The sequence below is a fragment of the Streptomyces sp. RLA131 genome (genome assembly GCF_056270125.1).
On sequence record NZ_JBWDOQ010000002.1, the window covers coordinates 4,072,888 to 4,088,243 of the forward strand.

General features: G+C 71.4%; 15 protein-coding genes and 1 pseudogene. 7 read left to right on the forward strand and 9 right to left on the reverse strand.

Features of this window, described 5'->3' with window-relative positions; genetic code table 11:
* Positions 1-32: 32 nt before the first annotated feature.
* The 7 genes from RWE79_RS19470 to RWE79_RS19500 all read left to right on the forward strand — a co-directional run bounded on the left by RWE79_RS19470 (position 33) and on the right by RWE79_RS19500 (position 7,997).
* The gene (locus tag RWE79_RS19470; protein ID WP_475941344.1) at positions 33-707 is read left to right on the forward strand and encodes an SCO family protein; all 675 of its coding nucleotides are present in this window, start codon (positions 33-35) and stop codon (positions 705-707) included.
* The gene (locus RWE79_RS19475) at positions 704-1,165 is read left to right on the forward strand and encodes a copper chaperone PCu(A)C (RefSeq protein WP_475941345.1); all 462 of its coding nucleotides are present in this window, start codon (positions 704-706) and stop codon (positions 1,163-1,165) included. The genes RWE79_RS19470 and RWE79_RS19475 overlap by 4 nt, the downstream gene beginning before the upstream one ends.
* A gap of 13 nt (positions 1,166-1,178) precedes the next feature.
* On the forward strand, positions 1,179-3,149 hold the full coding sequence (locus tag RWE79_RS19480; protein WP_475941346.1) for a copper resistance CopC/CopD family protein: 1,971 nt from the start codon (positions 1,179-1,181) through the stop codon (positions 3,147-3,149).
* Positions 3,149-4,390, forward strand: coding sequence for an iron uptake transporter deferrochelatase/peroxidase subunit (efeB, locus tag RWE79_RS19485; RefSeq protein ID WP_475941347.1), 1,242 nt, complete (start codon positions 3,149-3,151; stop codon positions 4,388-4,390). Before RWE79_RS19480 ends, efeB begins: the two co-directional genes overlap by 1 nt.
* Positions 4,391-4,432: 42 nt before the next feature.
* Positions 4,433-5,362 (forward strand): prephenate dehydratase, encoded by a 930-nt coding sequence (gene pheA, locus RWE79_RS19490; RefSeq protein ID WP_475941348.1) that lies wholly within the window; start codon positions 4,433-4,435, stop codon positions 5,360-5,362.
* A gap of 545 nt (positions 5,363-5,907) precedes the next feature.
* Positions 5,908-7,185, forward strand: coding sequence for a serine--tRNA ligase (serS, locus tag RWE79_RS19495; protein ID WP_475941349.1), 1,278 nt, complete (start codon positions 5,908-5,910; stop codon positions 7,183-7,185).
* A complete protein-coding gene (locus tag RWE79_RS19500; protein ID WP_475941350.1) occupies positions 7,182-7,997 on the forward strand; it encodes an HAD family hydrolase in 816 nt (271 codons plus the stop codon). Before serS ends, RWE79_RS19500 begins: the two co-directional genes overlap by 4 nt.
* Here RWE79_RS19500 and RWE79_RS19505 read toward each other — a convergent pair.
* From RWE79_RS19505 to RWE79_RS19545, 9 genes and pseudogenes are all read right to left on the reverse strand, one after another.
* A complete protein-coding gene (locus tag RWE79_RS19505; protein ID WP_475941351.1) occupies positions 7,933-8,703 on the reverse strand; it encodes a rhomboid-like protein in 771 nt (256 codons plus the stop codon). The two genes, RWE79_RS19500 and RWE79_RS19505, sit on opposite strands and share 65 nt — an antisense overlap.
* 34 nt (positions 8,704-8,737) lie before the next feature.
* Positions 8,738-9,346 carry a YceI family protein gene (locus RWE79_RS19510; RefSeq protein WP_475941352.1) on the reverse strand — a complete coding sequence of 203 codons (609 nt, stop codon included), beginning with the start codon at positions 9,344-9,346 and terminating at the stop codon, positions 8,738-8,740.
* A gap of 102 nt (positions 9,347-9,448) precedes the next feature.
* Positions 9,449-9,694 carry a hypothetical protein gene (locus RWE79_RS19515; RefSeq protein WP_475941353.1) on the reverse strand — a complete coding sequence of 82 codons (246 nt, stop codon included), beginning with the start codon at positions 9,692-9,694 and terminating at the stop codon, positions 9,449-9,451.
* A gap of 104 nt (positions 9,695-9,798) precedes the next feature.
* Positions 9,799-10,530 (reverse strand): ABC transporter permease subunit, encoded by a 732-nt coding sequence (locus tag RWE79_RS19520; protein ID WP_475941354.1) that lies wholly within the window; start codon positions 10,528-10,530, stop codon positions 9,799-9,801.
* A 12-nt stretch (positions 10,531-10,542) separates the two neighbouring features.
* Positions 10,543-11,460 (reverse strand): ABC transporter ATP-binding protein, encoded by a 918-nt coding sequence (locus tag RWE79_RS19525; protein ID WP_475941355.1) that lies wholly within the window; start codon positions 11,458-11,460, stop codon positions 10,543-10,545.
* Positions 11,460-12,359: an ABC transporter permease gene (locus RWE79_RS19530; protein ID WP_475941356.1), complete on the reverse strand. Its 900-nt coding sequence runs from the start codon at positions 12,357-12,359 to the stop codon at positions 11,460-11,462. The genes RWE79_RS19525 and RWE79_RS19530 overlap by 1 nt, the downstream gene beginning before the upstream one ends.
* Entirely contained in the window at positions 12,340-13,290 is a 951-nt protein-coding gene (locus RWE79_RS19535) for an ABC transporter ATP-binding protein (RefSeq protein WP_475941357.1), read from the reverse strand. The genes RWE79_RS19530 and RWE79_RS19535 overlap by 20 nt, the downstream gene beginning before the upstream one ends.
* Positions 13,291-13,298: 8 nt before the next feature.
* Positions 13,299-14,706, reverse strand: a pseudogene (locus RWE79_RS19540) (histidine kinase dimerization/phospho-acceptor domain-containing protein).
* A complete protein-coding gene (locus tag RWE79_RS19545) occupies positions 14,703-15,353 on the reverse strand; it encodes a response regulator transcription factor (RefSeq protein WP_475941358.1) in 651 nt (216 codons plus the stop codon). Before RWE79_RS19545 ends, RWE79_RS19540 begins: the two are co-directional and overlap by 4 nt.
* Positions 15,354-15,356 lie beyond the last annotated feature (3 nt).

The window sequence follows — 15,356 nt, forward strand, 5'->3', positions numbered from 1 at the left end:
GGCCCCGTAACCGAATTCCTGGGGAAAGACTCATGCGCACCACCATCCGGCGACGCCCGGCAGCGGGCCTCGCCACCGTCGCCGCCCTGGCCGCCCTGGCCGTCGCCGGCCTCGCGGGTTGCGGCACCTCCTCCGACGACGCGTCGGACGGGGCGGCCGCGGTCGTCACCGGCTCGCAGAAGCCCGGCACCGTACTCGACACGCCCTTCGACAAGCCCGACCTGATCCTGACCGACACCGACGGCAAGAAGTACGACCTGGTCAAGGAGACCAAGGGCAAGCCGACGCTGATCTACTTCGGCTACACGCACTGCCCCGACGTCTGCCCGACGACGATGAGCGACATCGCGATCGCCAAGTCCCGTCTCGGCAAGGCCCAGCAGGCCGAGCTGCGGGTGGTCTTCATCACCACCGACCCGGCCCGCGACACCCCCCGGCGGCTGCGGTCCTGGCTGGACGCGCAGGACAAGACCTTCATCGGTCTGACCGGCGACTTCGCCACCATCCAGGCCGGCGCGCGGTCGGTCGGCGTCGCCATGGAGAAGCCGGAGAAGGAGAAGGACGGCTCCATCACCTCCACCCACGGCGCCCAGGTCCTGGCCTACTCGCCCAAGGACGACAAGGCGCACGTCCTCTACCTGTCCGGCACCACCTCCGACCAGTACCTGGCCGATCTGCCGAAGATCATCAAGGGGAGGACCCCGTGAGGCGCCGGACGCTGCTGACCGGCGCCGCTGCCTCCCTCGCGCTGGCCGCGGTCGCGGGCTGCTCGGCCCCGGCCGACAGCGGCGCGCAGGCGGCCGAGCTGAAGGTCAGCGGCGCGTACATCCCGCAGCCCGCGCTGGCCGACATGGCCGCCGGGTACTTCACCGTGACCAACACCGGGGGCGCCGACGCGACCCTCACCTCCGTCACCAGCACCTTCGCCGGTGACATCACGATGCACACCACCAAGGACGGCCGGATGAGCCCGGCCACCTCCTTCCCGGTGCCCGCCGGCGGCAGTCTCGCGCTCGCCCTGGGCGGCAACCACCTGATGCTGATGGACCTCGCGCACAAGCCACTGGCCGGCGAGAAGGTCCCGCTGACACTGCACTTCCGGGGCGCCGACGCGATCAGCGTCCAGGTGCCGGTCAAACCGGCCGGCTTCCGGCCGGACAACTGAGGGGACGCCCACGATGACGCCGACGCTCTCGTTTCCGCTCGCCGCCGCCCGGCGTGCCCTGCTCGTCCTGGGCGCGCTGCTCGTCGTGGTCCTCGGGGCGGCGGCGCCCGCGTCCGCGCACGCCGCGCTGCTGAGCACGACCCCCGGCGAGGGCTCGGTCGTCAAAACCGCCCCCGCGCAGGTCGTGCTGACCTTCTCCGAGGGTGTGCTGCTCTCCGACGACTCGATCCGGGTCCTGGCCCCGGACGGCCGCCGCGCCGACACCGGCAAGCCGCAGGCGACCTCCGCCGGTGACAAGACGGCGGCCGTCGCGCTGCGCAGCGGGCTCAAGGACGGCACGTACACCGTCGCCTGGAAGGCGGTTTCGGCGGACAGCCACCCCGTCGCCGGCGCCTTCACCTTCTCCATCGGCGCGCCCTCCAGGACCACCGTCTCCCTCGCCCCGCAGGAGCCCGGCGGAGGCGTGGTCGGCAACCTCTACGGCTTCGCCCGCTACCTCTCCTACGCGGGCTACGCCCTGCTCGTCGGCTCCGCCGTCTTCCTCGGGGTGTGCTGGCCGCGCGGCGCCGCGCTGCGTCCGATGCAGCGGCTGGTCGCGAGCGGCTGGGTCACGATGGTGGTGGCCACCCTCGCGCTGCTGGTGCTGCGCGCGCCGTACGCCAACAGCAGCGGCCTCGGCGAGGCCTTCGACCTCGACGCGATGCGGGACGTGCTCGACACCCGCCCCGGTGCGGCGCTGCTCTCCCGGCTGCTGCTGCTCGCCGCCGGCGCGGTGTTCATCGCGGTGCTGTTCGGTTCGTACGCCAAGCGCGAGGATCCGGTCGAGCGCCAGGACCTGGCGTGGGGGCTCGCGATCGGCGGCGTGGTGGTCGCGGGCGGGCTGGCGGCGACCTGGGCGATGTCGGAGCACGCCTCGGTGGGCATCCAGACCGGGATCTCGATGCCGCTGGACGTACTGCACCTGCTGGCGATGGCCGTGTGGCTCGGCGGACTGGCGGCGCTGCTCACGGCGTTGTGGCGGACCGAGAACATCGAGCGCGAGGCGGTGCGGCGCTTCTCGCGGATCGGCTTCGCGGCGGTCGTGACGCTGGTCGTCACGGGCGTCTACCAGTCCTGGCGGCAGCTCGGCACCTGGGACGCGCTCGTCTCGTCCTCGTACGGGCAGCTGCTGTGCGTCAAGGTCGGCCTGGTGGCGGTGCTCGTCGGGCTGGCCTGGCTCTCACGGCGCTGGACCGCGCGGCTCGGCGAGCCGAAGGCCGGGACGGCCGTGACCGCCAGGGCCACGGCCGCCGTCACGGCCGGCGCCACCGCCAAGTCCGCCGCCACGGTGAAGTCCGCCGCCACCGCGAAGAGCACCGTCACCGCCAAGAGCGCCGCCACGGCCAAGGTGACGGCCAGCGGGTCCGCCGAGCGGGAGAGGCAACTGGCCCGCCAGGACGCGGCACTGGCCAGGACCCAGGTGAAGAAGGCGCGGGACGCGGACCCCGAGCGCACCGGCCTGCGCAGGTCGGTGCTGGCCGAGGTGGTGGTGGCCGTCGCCGTACTGGGTGTCACGACCGCGCTGACCAGCACCCAGCCCGGCCGGGCGGCCGCCGACAGCGGTACGGTCACGGCGATCACCGTGCCGCCGGCCGCGAGGCCGCTGCCGCTGGACGTGACCATCCCCTTCGACACCGGGGGCACCAAGGGCAAGGGGAAGGCCGAGATCACCATCGACCCGGCCACCTCCGGGACCAACCAGCTGGACCTGCTGATCACCGGCACGGACGGCAAGGCCCGCAACGTGCCCGAGGTGAAGGTCAGCTTCACCCTGACCTCCCGCAAGATCGGCCCGCTGGTGGTCACCCTGGAGAAGGTCGCCACCGGCCACTGGGCGTCGAAGACCGCGCAGCTCCCCATACCCGGCACCTGGCGCATGGCCGTGACCGTGCGGACCTCCGACATCGACCAGATCACCGAGACGAAGACAGTGAAGATCAGCTGATGACGAACGACTCACACACGAGGATCAGCCGCCGGAGCCTGGTCGGGGTGGCCGGCGGCGCCGGAGCCGCCGGGCTGCTGGCCGGGGGCGCGGGCGGCGCCTTCGCCTCCGGGGAACTGGGCGGGACGCCGACCCCGCTGTCCTCGGTCGGCGCCGCCGCCATCGCCTTCCACGGCGAGCACCAGGCCGGCATCACCACCCCGCTGCAGGCCCGCGGTCATCTCGTCTCCTTCGACCTCGCCCCGGGCGCGGGCCGCAAGGGCGCCGCCGCACTGCTGCGCCGCTGGTCGGCGGCGGCCGGGGCCATGACGGCCGGCCGGGCCCCCGCCGACGACACCCGGATCGCCCTGGACGCCGGACCCTGCTCCCTGACCGTCACCTTCGGTTTCGGCCGCACCTTCTTCGCCAAGGCCGGACTCACCGGGCAGCTCCCGGAGGCCCTGGCGCCGCTGCCGGACTTCTCGGGCGACGAACTGGTGGCCGCGCACAGCAACGGCGACCTGTGGATCCAGATCGGCTCCGACGACGGCCTGGTCGCCTTCCACGCCCTGCGCACGCTGCAGAAGGAGGCCGGGGACGCCGCCCGGCTGCGCTGGCAGATGAACGGCTTCAACCGCACCCCGGGCGCGACGGCCGAACCGCGCACCGCCCGCAACCTCATGGGGCAGATCGACGGCACGAACAACCCGAAGCCGTCCGAGCCGACCTTCGACAAGCGGATCTTCGTCCCCTCCTCGGGCTCCCCCGACTGGATGGCCGGCGGCTCGTACGCCGTCGTACGCCGGATCCGGATGCTGCTCGACCGGTGGGACGACCTCTCCCTGGCCCAGCAGGAGCGGGTCATCGGCCGCCGCAAGTCCGACGGCGCCCCGCTGTCGGCCGGCAAGGACGGCACCGAGACCACCCCCGTCGACCTGGAGAAGTTCACCGACGGCGCCCTGGCCATCGCCGGCGACGCCCATGTCCGGGTCGCCAAGCCCGAGTCCAACGGCGGCGCCGCGATACTGCGCCGGCCCTGGTCGTACCACGACGGCTTCCGCGACGACGGCGCTCCGGACGCCGGTCTGCTCTTCGTCTGCTGGCAGGCCGATCCGCTGACCGGCTTCGTGCCCGTCCAGCGCAAGCTGGACCGCGGCGACGGGCTGTCCCGCTTCCTGCGCCACGAGTCCAGCGCCCTGTTCGCCGTACCTGGCGGCGCCGCCAGGGGCGAGTACGTGGGGCAGCGTCTCCTGGAGGCCTGAGAACGGCGGGGGCGCCCCGGCCGCAAGGACTAGGCTGAGGCCATGTCGCCGGCGAGCCGCTACACGTATCTGGGACCAGAGGGCACTTTCACGGAGGCCGCGCTGCGGACCCTCCCGGAGGCCGCGACGCGGGAGCTGGTGCCGATGGTGTCGGTACCGGCGGCGCTGGACGCGGTACGGGGCGGCGAGGCCGCCGCGGCGCTGGTGCCGATCGAGAACAGCGTCGAGGGCGGTGTGACGGCGACCCTCGACGAACTGGCGACCGGGGCGCCGCTGGCCATCTACCGCGAGGTGGTGCTGCCGATCGCCTTCGCGCTGCTGGTACGCCCGGGGACCAAGCTCTCCGACGTCAAGACGGTCACCGGCCATCCGGTGGCCCAGCCGCAGGTGCGCAACTGGCTGAAGGCCCATCTGCCGCACGCCACCTGGGAGTCGGCCGCCTCGAACGCGGACGGCGCGCGGCTGGTCCAGGAGGGCCGCTTCGACGGGGCGTTCGCGGGCGAGTTCGCGGCGCCGACGTACGGGCTGGAGCCGCTGGTCAGCGAGATCCACGACGCGGAGAACGCGCAGACCCGCTTCGTCCTGGTGGGCCGGCCGGCGCGGCCGGCGGCACCGACGGGGGCGGACAAGACATCGGCCGTCTTCTGGCTGGGGGACGACCACCCGGGCGCGCTGCTGGAACTGCTCCAGGAGTTCGCCGTACGCGGGGTGAACCTGATCCGGATCGAGTCGCGGCCGACCGGCGAGGGGATCGGGCAGTACTGCTTCTCGATCGACGCCGAGGGGCACGTCACGGACCGCCGGGTCGGCGAGGCCCTGATGGGGCTGAAGCGGATCTGCCCGAAGGTGCGGTTCCTCGGTTCGTATCCGCGCGCCGACGAGGTGCGGCCGCAGTTGCGCAAGGGGACGACGGACGCGGAGTTCACCGCGGCCGCGGACTGGCTGGGCCGGGCGCTCGACGGACGGGCCTGAACCGGACACCGGGATTGTCCACCGGGTTATCCACCGCGTTATCCACAGGCACGGGGAGACCGCCTGGGGATAAGTCGACAGACCGAGCCCATCCGGTCGACAAATCGGTACAGGGACACCAACTCCGTCCACAGCGGCGCCGATCACCCCTGATCACCCGTTCGCCACCCCTTTCCCTTCGAACAACTCGGCAGAGGGAAGAGAAATCACTCGAAGGAGAGTGTGAAGAGGGTTTCGACGGGGAATCCATGGCCGAGCACTCGACCCCCGGAATGATCAACTCCGTCTTCCACAGTTTCCACTCACACCCTGTGGACAACTCGGCCGTCCACCGATCAGCCTGTGGATAACTCAACCTCTCCCACCTGCTCAACTCCCGTTGTCCACAAGGGCGGCATCCACCGGGGAGGGAAGGCCGGAATTCGGTTGACGGCTGCTTTACCGCCCTTATCGCTTTTCCCTCCCCTTTTCTTCGAACCGGACAAATCCCCCATAAAGCACTTAACTTGTCGCGTGGAAGGCCCCCGCACCGGTAGCCTGTTCCCGTGATTGACCTTCGCCTGCTTCGTGAGGACCCCGACCGTGTGCGCGCCTCCCAGCGCGCCCGTGGAGAGGACGTCGCACTCGTCGACTCCCTCCTCTCCGCCGACGAACGGCGCAGGTCGTCCAGTCACCGCTTCGACGAGCTGCGCGCCGAGCAGAAGTCCCTCGGCAAGCTCGTCCCCAAGGCCCAGGGTGACGAGAGGGCCGAGCTGCTCAAGCGGACCCGCGAGCTGTCCGCCGCCGTCAAGGCCGCCGACACCGAGCAGCACGAGGCGGCCGACGAGGCCCAGCGCCTGCTGCTCCAGCTCGGCAACGTGGTGCATCCCGACGTCCCCGTCGGCGGCGAGGAGGACTTCACCGTCCTGGAGACCGTCGGCACCCCGCGCGACTTCGCCGCCGAGGGCTTCGAGCCCAAGGACCACCTGGAGCTCGGCGAGCTGCTCGGCGCGATCGACGTCGAGCGCGGCGCCAAGGTGTCCGGCTCGCGCTTCTACTACCTGACGGGCGTCGGCGCGCTGCTGGAACTGGCCCTGGTCAACGCGTCCATCGCCCAGGCCTCCGCCGCCGGCTTCATCCCGATGCTGACCCCCGCGCTGGTCCGCCCGCGCGCCATGGAGGGCACCGGCTTCCTGGGCCAGGCCGCGGAGAACGTCTACCACCTGGAGAAGGACGACTACTACCTGGTCGGCACCTCCGAAGTCCCGCTCGCCGCCTACCACATGGACGAGATCCTCGACGCCGGCAAGCTGCCGCTGCGCTACGCCGGGTTCTCGCCCTGCTTCCGCCGCGAGGCGGGTACGTACGGCAAGGACACCCGGGGCATCTTCCGGGTGCACCAGTTCGACAAGGTCGAGATGTTCTCGTACATCGCGCCCGAGGACGCCGAGGCCGAGCACCAGCGGCTGCTGGACTGGGAGAAGCAGTGGCTGACCTCGCTCGGCCTGCCCTTCCAGGTGATCGACGTCGCCACCGGTGACCTCGGCGCCTCGGCCTCGCGCAAGTTCGACTGCGAGGCCTGGATCCCCACCCAGGGCAAGTACCGCGAGCTGACCTCTGCCTCCAACTGCAACGAGTTCCAGGCCCGCCGGCTCTCCGTCCGGCTCCGTGACGACAAGGGCACCCGCCCGCTCGCCACGCTCAACGGCACGCTGTGCGCGGTGCCGCGCACCATCGTGGCGCTGCTGGAGAACCACCAGCGGCCCGACGGTTCCGTCCTCGTTCCCGAGGTGCTCAGGCCCTACCTCGGCGGGCGCGAGGTCCTGGAGCCGGTCGCCAAGTGAGCGCTCCTCCCTACCGGCTGATCGCGACGGACCTCGACGGCACCCTGCTCGACAGCCGGCACCAGGTCTCCCCCCGCACCCGTGAAGCGCTCGCCGCGGCCACCGCGGCGGGCGCCGCGCACATCGTCGTCACCGGCCGTCCGGCCTCCCGGACGGTGCACATCCTGGACGACCTCGGTTACCAGGGGCTCGCGGTCTGCGGCCAGGGCTCGGAGGTCTACCACGCGGGCGAGCACCGGCTGCTCACCTCCGTCACCCTCGACCGGCAGGCGGCGCAGCTCGCGCTGGCCAAGATCGAGGCCGGTACGGGCACGCTGGCGCTGGGCTTCGTCCGCGACGGGCTGGACGGCGGCTATCTGGCGGGTCCCGGATTCGAGCTGGCCTGGGACCGGCCGATCGACGGGCGGATGACCAGCCGCGACGAGCTGTGGGCCGAGCCGCTGGCCAAGATCTTCGTCCAGCACCCGGACCCGGCGGTCGGCGAGGACGAGCTCGCCGCCATGGCCCGGGCCGCCGCCGGTGACCTGGTCGGCGTCGTGGTGTCGGGCATCGGCATCGTCGAGCTGCTTCCGCTGGGCCTGACCAAGGCCACCGGTCTGTCGCTGGCCGCCCGGCGGCTGGGGCTGCGGGCCGCCGACACCATCGCCTTCGGCGACATGCCCAACGACCTCCCGATGCTGGGGTGGGCGGCGTACGGCGTCGCCATGGCCAACGCCCACGCGGAACTGAAGGCCGTCGCCGACCGGGTCACCGGGTCGAACGACGAGGACGGAGTCGCCATGGTGCTCGAAGGGCTATTCCCGGCGACGTGAGCGCGTAGCAGGCGAAGCCGATCAGCAGGGCCGAGAAGTGCCCGAGGTCGGTGAAGGTACGGCCGCCGCCGAGCAGGGGATACCCGAAGAAGCACAGCGCGGCGGTGGCGTACAGCCCGCGCAGTGGCCGGGGTCGCGGCGGCACGTAGTAGGTGAGGACACCGATGACGCCGGCGAGGCCGTAGCTGACGCCGACGTCGACGGTGAAGGCCAGCGACCGGGGCAGCCGGTGGTAGCTGATGCCCCACAGGACGGCCCGCTGACTGATGAGCGTGGCGCCGACGTGCGCGGTGGCGACGGCGGCGAGCCAGCGGCCGGTGCCGAGCCGGCGCTCGGCGGGGGCGTGGACCAGCTGGAAGAAGAGGAAGTAGAGCGCGAAGGCGGACGGCGACTCGATCCACAGGGCGCTGACGATCAGGACCCGGACCGGGTGGGCCCGCAGCTCCACGAGGTTGGTGCTGTTGTGGTGGAGCAGGAAGTCACGGAAGCCGGGCGAGACCACCGCCAGGACGCCGCTGTTGATCCCGAGGATCAGCAGCCAGACGTGGGTGCCGGGCGCGGAGCGCACCCGGGGCACAACGGCGCGCGCCGCGTCACCGAAACTGCGTGTGACGCGGCTGCGCTGCTCGGCACTACCGTTGCCGTCGCCGTCGAGGCCGCGGTTGCCGTCGAGGCTGCGGTTGCCGTTGCCGTTGTCGGGGACCATCCCCGCCAGTTTCCGGCACGCCGGGGTGCTCCGCTCAGGCGGCCTTGATCGCGGAGATGTCGAAGCTGAGCTTGACCTTCTCGCCGATCAGGACGCCGCCGGTCTCCAGGGCGGCGTTGTAGCTCAGGCCCCAGTCGCTGCGGTCGATGCTGGTGGAGCCCTCGAAGCCGACGCGCTCGTTGCCGTAGAGGTCCTTGGCGGAGCCGTTGTAGGCGAAGTCGATCGAGACGGGCTTGGTGACGCCCTTGATCGTCAGATCACCGGTGAGGCGGTACGTCTCGGCGTCCGTCTGCTCGGCGGCGGTGCTGCGGAAGGTGATCTCCGGGTGCGATTCGGTGTCGAAGAAGTCGCCGGTGCGCAGGTGGCCGTCGCGCTGCTCCTGGTTGGTGTCGATGCTGACGACCTTGATGGTCACCTCGGCGGTCGACGCGGCCGGGTTGGCGCCGTCCAGGTGGAGCTTGCCGTCGTACTCGGCGAACTGGCCGCGCACGGTGGTGACCATGGCGTGGCGGACGGAGAAACCTATCTCGCTGTGGGTGGGGTCGATCGTGTAGTCGCCGCTGAGGTGCGACAGGTCCGGGCCGGCGGGGGCCGTAAGGGTGGCGGTACCGGCTTCGGACTTCGAGCGGTTGAACAGACCCATGACGTGCTCCTGAGGTGAGGGCTAGTTGGTACGGCTTTCAACTTCTTCGACCGTAGCGCTATTCCCTTGAAGGTTCAAGCAGCACATTCGCAAAATCCGCCCTCACGTGGTGGCCCGCGCCGGCGCCGAGGAGGCGGGGCCCGGGGACGCGGGGGCGGAGGAAGCAGGCGCGGAGGCGGCCCGCGCCGAAGCGGTGCGGGCCGCGTGCCGAGGGGTGTAACGGGTCCGGCGGACCGGCAGCCTCAAGGCCGCCAGCCGCGAGCTCAGCCAGCGGGTCAGGACGGCGAGCAGCAGGCCGAGGGCGACGAGGAACAGCCCGGTGGCGAAGAGCAGCGGAGGTTCGGACATACACGTAAATGTGACAATCCGAACTTCGCTGACCCGTCAGCCGTGCCCCGCCGTCTGCCGAAGACCACCCGTCCGGGCCAACCAGCGGTACCCGACCGGCCGGGCTACTCCTCGCCCGCCAGGGTCAGCCCCCGCAGCTTCTGCCCGGCGAACCAGGTACCGGCCACGGTGACCCCCACCAGCAGCACCAGCGCCAGCGGCAGGCCCACGTCCGAACTGACCGTGCCGCTGTCACCGGCGATCCGCTGCGCCAGCGCCAGCGCCCACTGCTGCACGCTCAGCGTCCGCGCCCCCGGCACCAGGTTGCCGATCAGCGACTCCCAGACCAGCGCGTAGACCAGTCCGAAGACCACCGCCTGCCGGGTGACCACCCCGAGCAGCAGGAACACCGCGCTGTACGCGACCGAGGCCGCGGCCGCCGCGGCACCGAAGGCGAAGGCCAGATTCTGGCTGTTGCCGTTGAGGATGAAGCCCGCGATGATCGTCGGCACCGCCGAGAAGACCACCGAGACGCCGACCGCGACCACGAGCTTGGTGAGGATGATGGTCGGCCGCTTCAGCGGCTTGGCCAGCAGATAGACGATCGACCCGTCGTCGATCTCCGGCCCGATCGCGCCGGTGCCGGCGATCACCCCGATCAGCGGCACCATCGTGGCCAGCGCGAAACCGCCGAGGATCTCGGAGGCGGTCGAGTCGTCCGCTCCGGTCAGGGCCCGCACGGCGGCCGAGATCACGATGAGCAGCAACGGGAGCGCGAAGAGAATCAGCGCGCGACGGCGGCCGAGCAGTGCCTTGTAGGTGAGCCGGGCCACGGTCGGATGGTAGAGGGAGGACATCGCATCGGCTCCTTACGCCGTGACCAGGTAGGAGAAGACGCTCTCCAGGGATTCGTCGCTCGGCGAGACCGTGTAGAGCCTGATGCCCTGTTCACGGGCGACGCGCGGCAGCAGCTCGGTGAAGCCGGTGAAGTCGATCGCCTGCACGCGCAACGCCTTCTCGTGCCAGTCCAGTTCGATACCGGCGGTCGAGTCGTCCGCGATCAGCGCCGAGGCCAGCGCCCGGTCGTCACTGGACCGTACGAGATAGCGGTGCGGGCGGTCCGTCATCAGCCGCCGGATCTTGCGGAAGTCCCCGGACGCCGCATGCCGCCCGGCCACCACGACCTCGATATGGCCGGCGAGCTGCTCCACCTCCTCCAGGATGTGCGAGGAGAACAGCACCGTGCGGCCGTCGGCGCCCATCTGCCGCAGCAGGTCCATCAGTTGCAGCCGCTGCCGCGGGTCCATCCCGTTGAACGGCTCGTCCAGCAGCAGCACATCGGGATCGTGGACCAGGGCGGAGGCCATCTTCACGCGCTGCCGCATGCCCTTGCTGTACGTCGCCACCTTGCGGTCCTGCGCGTACTCCATCTCCACGGTGGCGAGCGCCCGCCGCGCGGCGGCGCCCGGATCGGGCAGGCCGTGCAACTCGGCGTTGGCGACCACGAACTCACGGGCGGTGAGGAAGTCGTACATCGCCTCCCGCTCCGGCACGATCCCGATCTGCCGGTACACCCGCTCGTTCCGCCAGATCACCGTGCCGTCGAGGGTGACGCTGCCGGTGGAGGGGGCCAGGAAGCCACCCATCATGTTGATCAGCGTCGACTTGCCGGCACCGTTGGGGCCGAGCAGACCCGTCACCCCGGGGCCGATGGTCATCGTGACGTCGTTGACGGCCACGACGTTCCCGAACCAGCGGGACACATGGTCGATGGACAAGGTGGTCACTACAGTCCGACCTTCCGGTAGCGGCGCATCAGCAGGCCGAACGAACCCGCGATCAGGGCGAGCAGGACGAGCAGGAAGACCACCCCGGCCAACGCCGAGTCGGGCCCGGCCCCGTCGACGTACGAGGACGAGGCACCCAGCCACCACGTCTGCACCCCGTCGACCAGGGTCACCGGGGAGAACAGGCCCAGCCAGCCGATCGCCCCCGGCTGCTCCTGCACCGAGGCCACCGCCTGGACGCTGGTGACCGCGCCGTAGGAGAGGGTGAAGACCGCGATGATCGCCGCGACACCGAAGCCCCGGCGCGGGGTCAGGGCCGCGATCAGCAGACCGAGGCCCGCGTAGAGCAGCGACAGCAGCAGCTCGGCGACGAGCGCCTTCCCGAAGCCGGCGGTCTGGTCGCCGAAGTCGAACTTCGCCAGCAGCGCCCCGACGTAGAGGATGGTGACGGGCACGGCGGTGAGCGCGAACAGCGCCGTCGCGAGCGCCGCGTACTTCGCGGCGACGTAGTCGACCCGCTCGATGGGGCGCGAGAAGTACAGCGGAGTGACCTTGAAACGCAGGTCGAGCGAGACCGACTGCGGGGCCTGGGCGGCCAGGAAGAGGCTGATCACCGCCTGCATGATGATCGCGTACCGGGTGTACTGCACCGGCAGACTGGTCATGCCGGTGCCGATCGCCACCGCCACGATGATCGCCGCGGGCACGCACATCACCGCGAACAGGATCATCGGCAATACCTTGGACTTCGCCGACCGGCCCAGGCCGTACGCCCCGCGCAGGCTCTGCGAGTACAGCGACCGGCGCGCGTACGCCCGGCCCAGGCGCGGGCCGTCGTAGTGGCGGTAGCCGATGTCATGGATGACATCGGGCGCGGCCTCAGGCTGCGCTGTGCTCATGGCCAGTCCCCTCTCCCCGGAAGATCTCGGCGATGCGGTGCCGCCGCTGCTCCATGCGCACCAGGCCGACGCCCAGCTCCGCGACCGCGTCGCGCACGGCGTCGTACGACTCGTCGCCCACGATGTCGACCAGCAGCAGCCGGCCGTCGGCGTGTGCCGTCAGACCGGCGGCGGTGAGTTTTTCGAGCAACTGCTGCTCGTGGTCGGTCACCTCCACCGCGAGCGCGGCGGTGGCCTGGGTGAAGTCGCTCGTGGAGTCCGCGCGCAGCAGCGTCCCGCCGTCGACGACGACGATGTGGTCGCTGGTCCGCTCCAGCTCGCCGAGGAGGTGCGAGGTGACGAGCACCGAGATCCCGAAGTCCGTGTGGACCCGCCGGATCAGCCCCAGCATCTCGTCCCGGCCCACCGGGTCCAGGCCGTTCGTCGGCTCGTCCAGCAGCACCAGCCGCGGATCGTGGACCAGGGCCTGCGCGAGCTTCACCCGCTGCTTCATACCGGTCGAGTAGCCCCCGATGGGCCGGTACCGCTCCTCGTACAGACCGACATGGCGCAGGGTGTCGGCGGTGCGCTCGCGGGCGGCCGTCGCCGGCATGCCCGACATGCGCGCCATGTGGACGACGAACTCCGTCGCCGACACGTCGGGCGGCAGGCAGTCGTGTTCCGGCATGTACCCGACACCGGCACGGATCGCCGCGCCCTCCGTCGCCACATCCAGCCCCAGTACCCGTGCCGTGCCCTCGCTGGCGGGCAGCAGTCCCAGCAGAATCTTGATCAGCGTCGATTTACCGGCTCCGTTGGCCCCGACAAGCCCGGTCACCCCGGGTTTGATGTCAACGGTCAGCCGGTCCAGCGCGGTCACCCTCGGGTACCGCTTCGTCAGGCCTTCAGTGGCGATCACAGTCACGGCTCCGACGTTAGTGGCCTGCGCCACACCCGTCGTCAGCCCAGGGGGCGGTTGTCTCTAGTACTCCGGGCGGACTGTCCCGTAAGGGACGTACACCCTGCGGTGGGGCGGGCCGCCGGCAGCCTGACGACGAACCGGGCACCCGGGGCCGGGGCCCGGCCGGTGACGTGGACCGCCTCGTGTACTGCGACGCCGCCGCCGTGCCCGCGTACGACGTCCCGCACGATGGCCAGGCCGAGCCCGGCTCCGCCGTCGCCGGCCCCGTCGCGGGCGCGGGCGTCGTCGAGGCCAGGTTCCCGAGCACCCGCGCCAGCTGCGAACGGCTCCACCGGACAGCCGGCGCCGCCTCCTCGACCCGTACGACGACGGGCAGCCGGTCCGTGCGCCGGACCATGACCTCCTCCCGCACCAGGACGTCCAGCGCGACCTCGCGCTCCGGCGCGACCGGCCCCTCGCCCGCGTCGAGCCGGGCGAGCAGCAGCAGATCGGTGGCGAGACGCTGAAGACGTACGACGTCCTCGACGGCTCCGTCCAGGTCCAGCAGCTCGGGATGCGCGGCGGCGACCTCCAGCTGCGTGCGCAACGAGGCGATCGGGTTGCGCAGTTCGCGAGGCGTCGGCGACAAAGCGGCGCTGGTGCTCCACGAAGGCCTCCAGGACCGCCAGCGTCAGGTTCGTGGATCGGGCGAGGCGGGCCACCTCGTCGCGCGACGGCGGCTCGGGCACCCGGCGCCGCAGATCGGTGCTGGCCGTGATCGCGGCCATCTCGGCACGGATGGCCTCCACCGGCCGCAGCGCCCGCCGGGTGACCAGCCAGGTCACCCCCGCCACCACGACCAGCAGCAACGGCAGCCCGATCAGCATCGACCCGGTCACCGTGCTCACCGCGTCCCGCTCGGCGGCGAGCGGCGAGCCTGCCTGGACGGTGACGGTCTCGCCGCCGGGGGTCGTCGCGCGGACCGAGGCGAACCGGTACTCCGCGGTGTGGCCGTCGACGGTGGCGGTGCCGTTGCCGCCGTGGCCGTGCCTGTCGCTGCCGTCATCGTCATCGTCATCGTCGCTGCCGTCGTCACCGGTCGCGGCGGCGGTGGCGGTGGGAGACGGCTCCGCGACGGGCAGGGCGACGCCTCTGACCGCCCCCAGGTCCTCCCCCGCGGCGAGCCGGCGCCCGTCCGCGGCCACCACCCGTACCGGGAAGTCCTCGGCGTCCGGCAGCTCCAGCCGGTCGTACGCCGTGCCGACGGCGATCGCCGTGCCGATCTCCCGGGCCTTGAGCTCGGCCTTGAGCTCGGCCTTGAGCTCGGCCTTGAGCTCGGCCCGGAGCCCGGCCCGTCCCGTCAGGTCGGAGCGCAGCGTGAGGACCACCGCCACTCCGGCGGCGACCAGCGCCCACGGCGACAACGGCGGTGGCGAACAGCGCCGTACGCGCGCGTACGGATCTCACAGCCGGTATCCCGCGCCGCGCAGCGTCACGATGGTGCCCGGACCGGGCTTGCGCCGCAGCGAGCTGACGTAGACCTCGACGATGTTCGGGTCGCCGTCGTACGCGAAGTCCCAGACGTGCTCCAGGATCTCGGCCTTCGACATCACCTCCCCGGCGCGCAGCGCCAGTTGCTCCAGTACCGCGAACTCCCTTGCCGTCAGCTCCACTTCCTCGCCGTCCTGGGTGACCCGGCGGCTCGCCGGATCCAGCACCAGGCTCCCGGCCCGGATCTCGCCGCGCGCACCGCGCGTACGCCGGCGCAGCAGGGCGCGGATCCTGGCCACCAGCACCACGTACGCGAAGGGCTTCGTCAGATAGTCGTCGGCGCCCGTGTCGAGGCCCTCGGCCTCGTCGTACTCACCGTCCTTCGCGGTCAGCATCAGGATGGGCGTCTCGTCGCCGGCCGCGCGCAAGGCCGCGCAGACGCGGTAGCCGTTCATCTTGGGCAGCATGACGTCCAGCACGATCAGGTCGTACGACCCGTCGGTCGCGCGTCGCAGTCCCGAGAGCCCGTCATGGACGACATCGACGGCGAATCCCTCCGCCGTCAGGCCCCGTGCGAGGGACGTGGCGAGTCTCTTCTCGTCCTCAACGATCAGCAGCCGCATGGC

Coding starts and splice junctions, on each gene's coding strand:
- RWE79_RS19470 (WP_475941344.1), top strand. CDS start 33: ATGCGCACCACCATCCGGCGACGCCCGGCAGCGGGCCTCGCCACCGTC.
- pheA (WP_475941348.1), top strand. CDS start 4,433: ATGTCGCCGGCGAGCCGCTACACGTATCTGGGACCAGAGGGCACTTTC.
- RWE79_RS19545 (WP_475941358.1), bottom strand. CDS start 15,353: ATGCGGCTGCTGATCGTTGAGGACGAGAAGAGACTCGCCACGTCCCTC.
- RWE79_RS19520 (WP_475941354.1), bottom strand. CDS start 10,530: ATGTCCTCCCTCTACCATCCGACCGTGGCCCGGCTCACCTACAAGGCA.
- RWE79_RS19515 (WP_475941353.1), bottom strand. CDS start 9,694: ATGTCCGAACCTCCGCTGCTCTTCGCCACCGGGCTGTTCCTCGTCGCC.
- efeB (WP_475941347.1), top strand. CDS start 3,149: ATGACGAACGACTCACACACGAGGATCAGCCGCCGGAGCCTGGTCGGG.
- RWE79_RS19510 (WP_475941352.1), bottom strand. CDS start 9,346: ATGGGTCTGTTCAACCGCTCGAAGTCCGAAGCCGGTACCGCCACCCTT.
- RWE79_RS19530 (WP_475941356.1), bottom strand. CDS start 12,359: ATGAGCACAGCGCAGCCTGAGGCCGCGCCCGATGTCATCCATGACATC.
- RWE79_RS19505 (WP_475941351.1), bottom strand. CDS start 8,703: ATGGTCCCCGACAACGGCAACGGCAACCGCAGCCTCGACGGCAACCGC.
- RWE79_RS19480 (WP_475941346.1), top strand. CDS start 1,179: ATGACGCCGACGCTCTCGTTTCCGCTCGCCGCCGCCCGGCGTGCCCTG.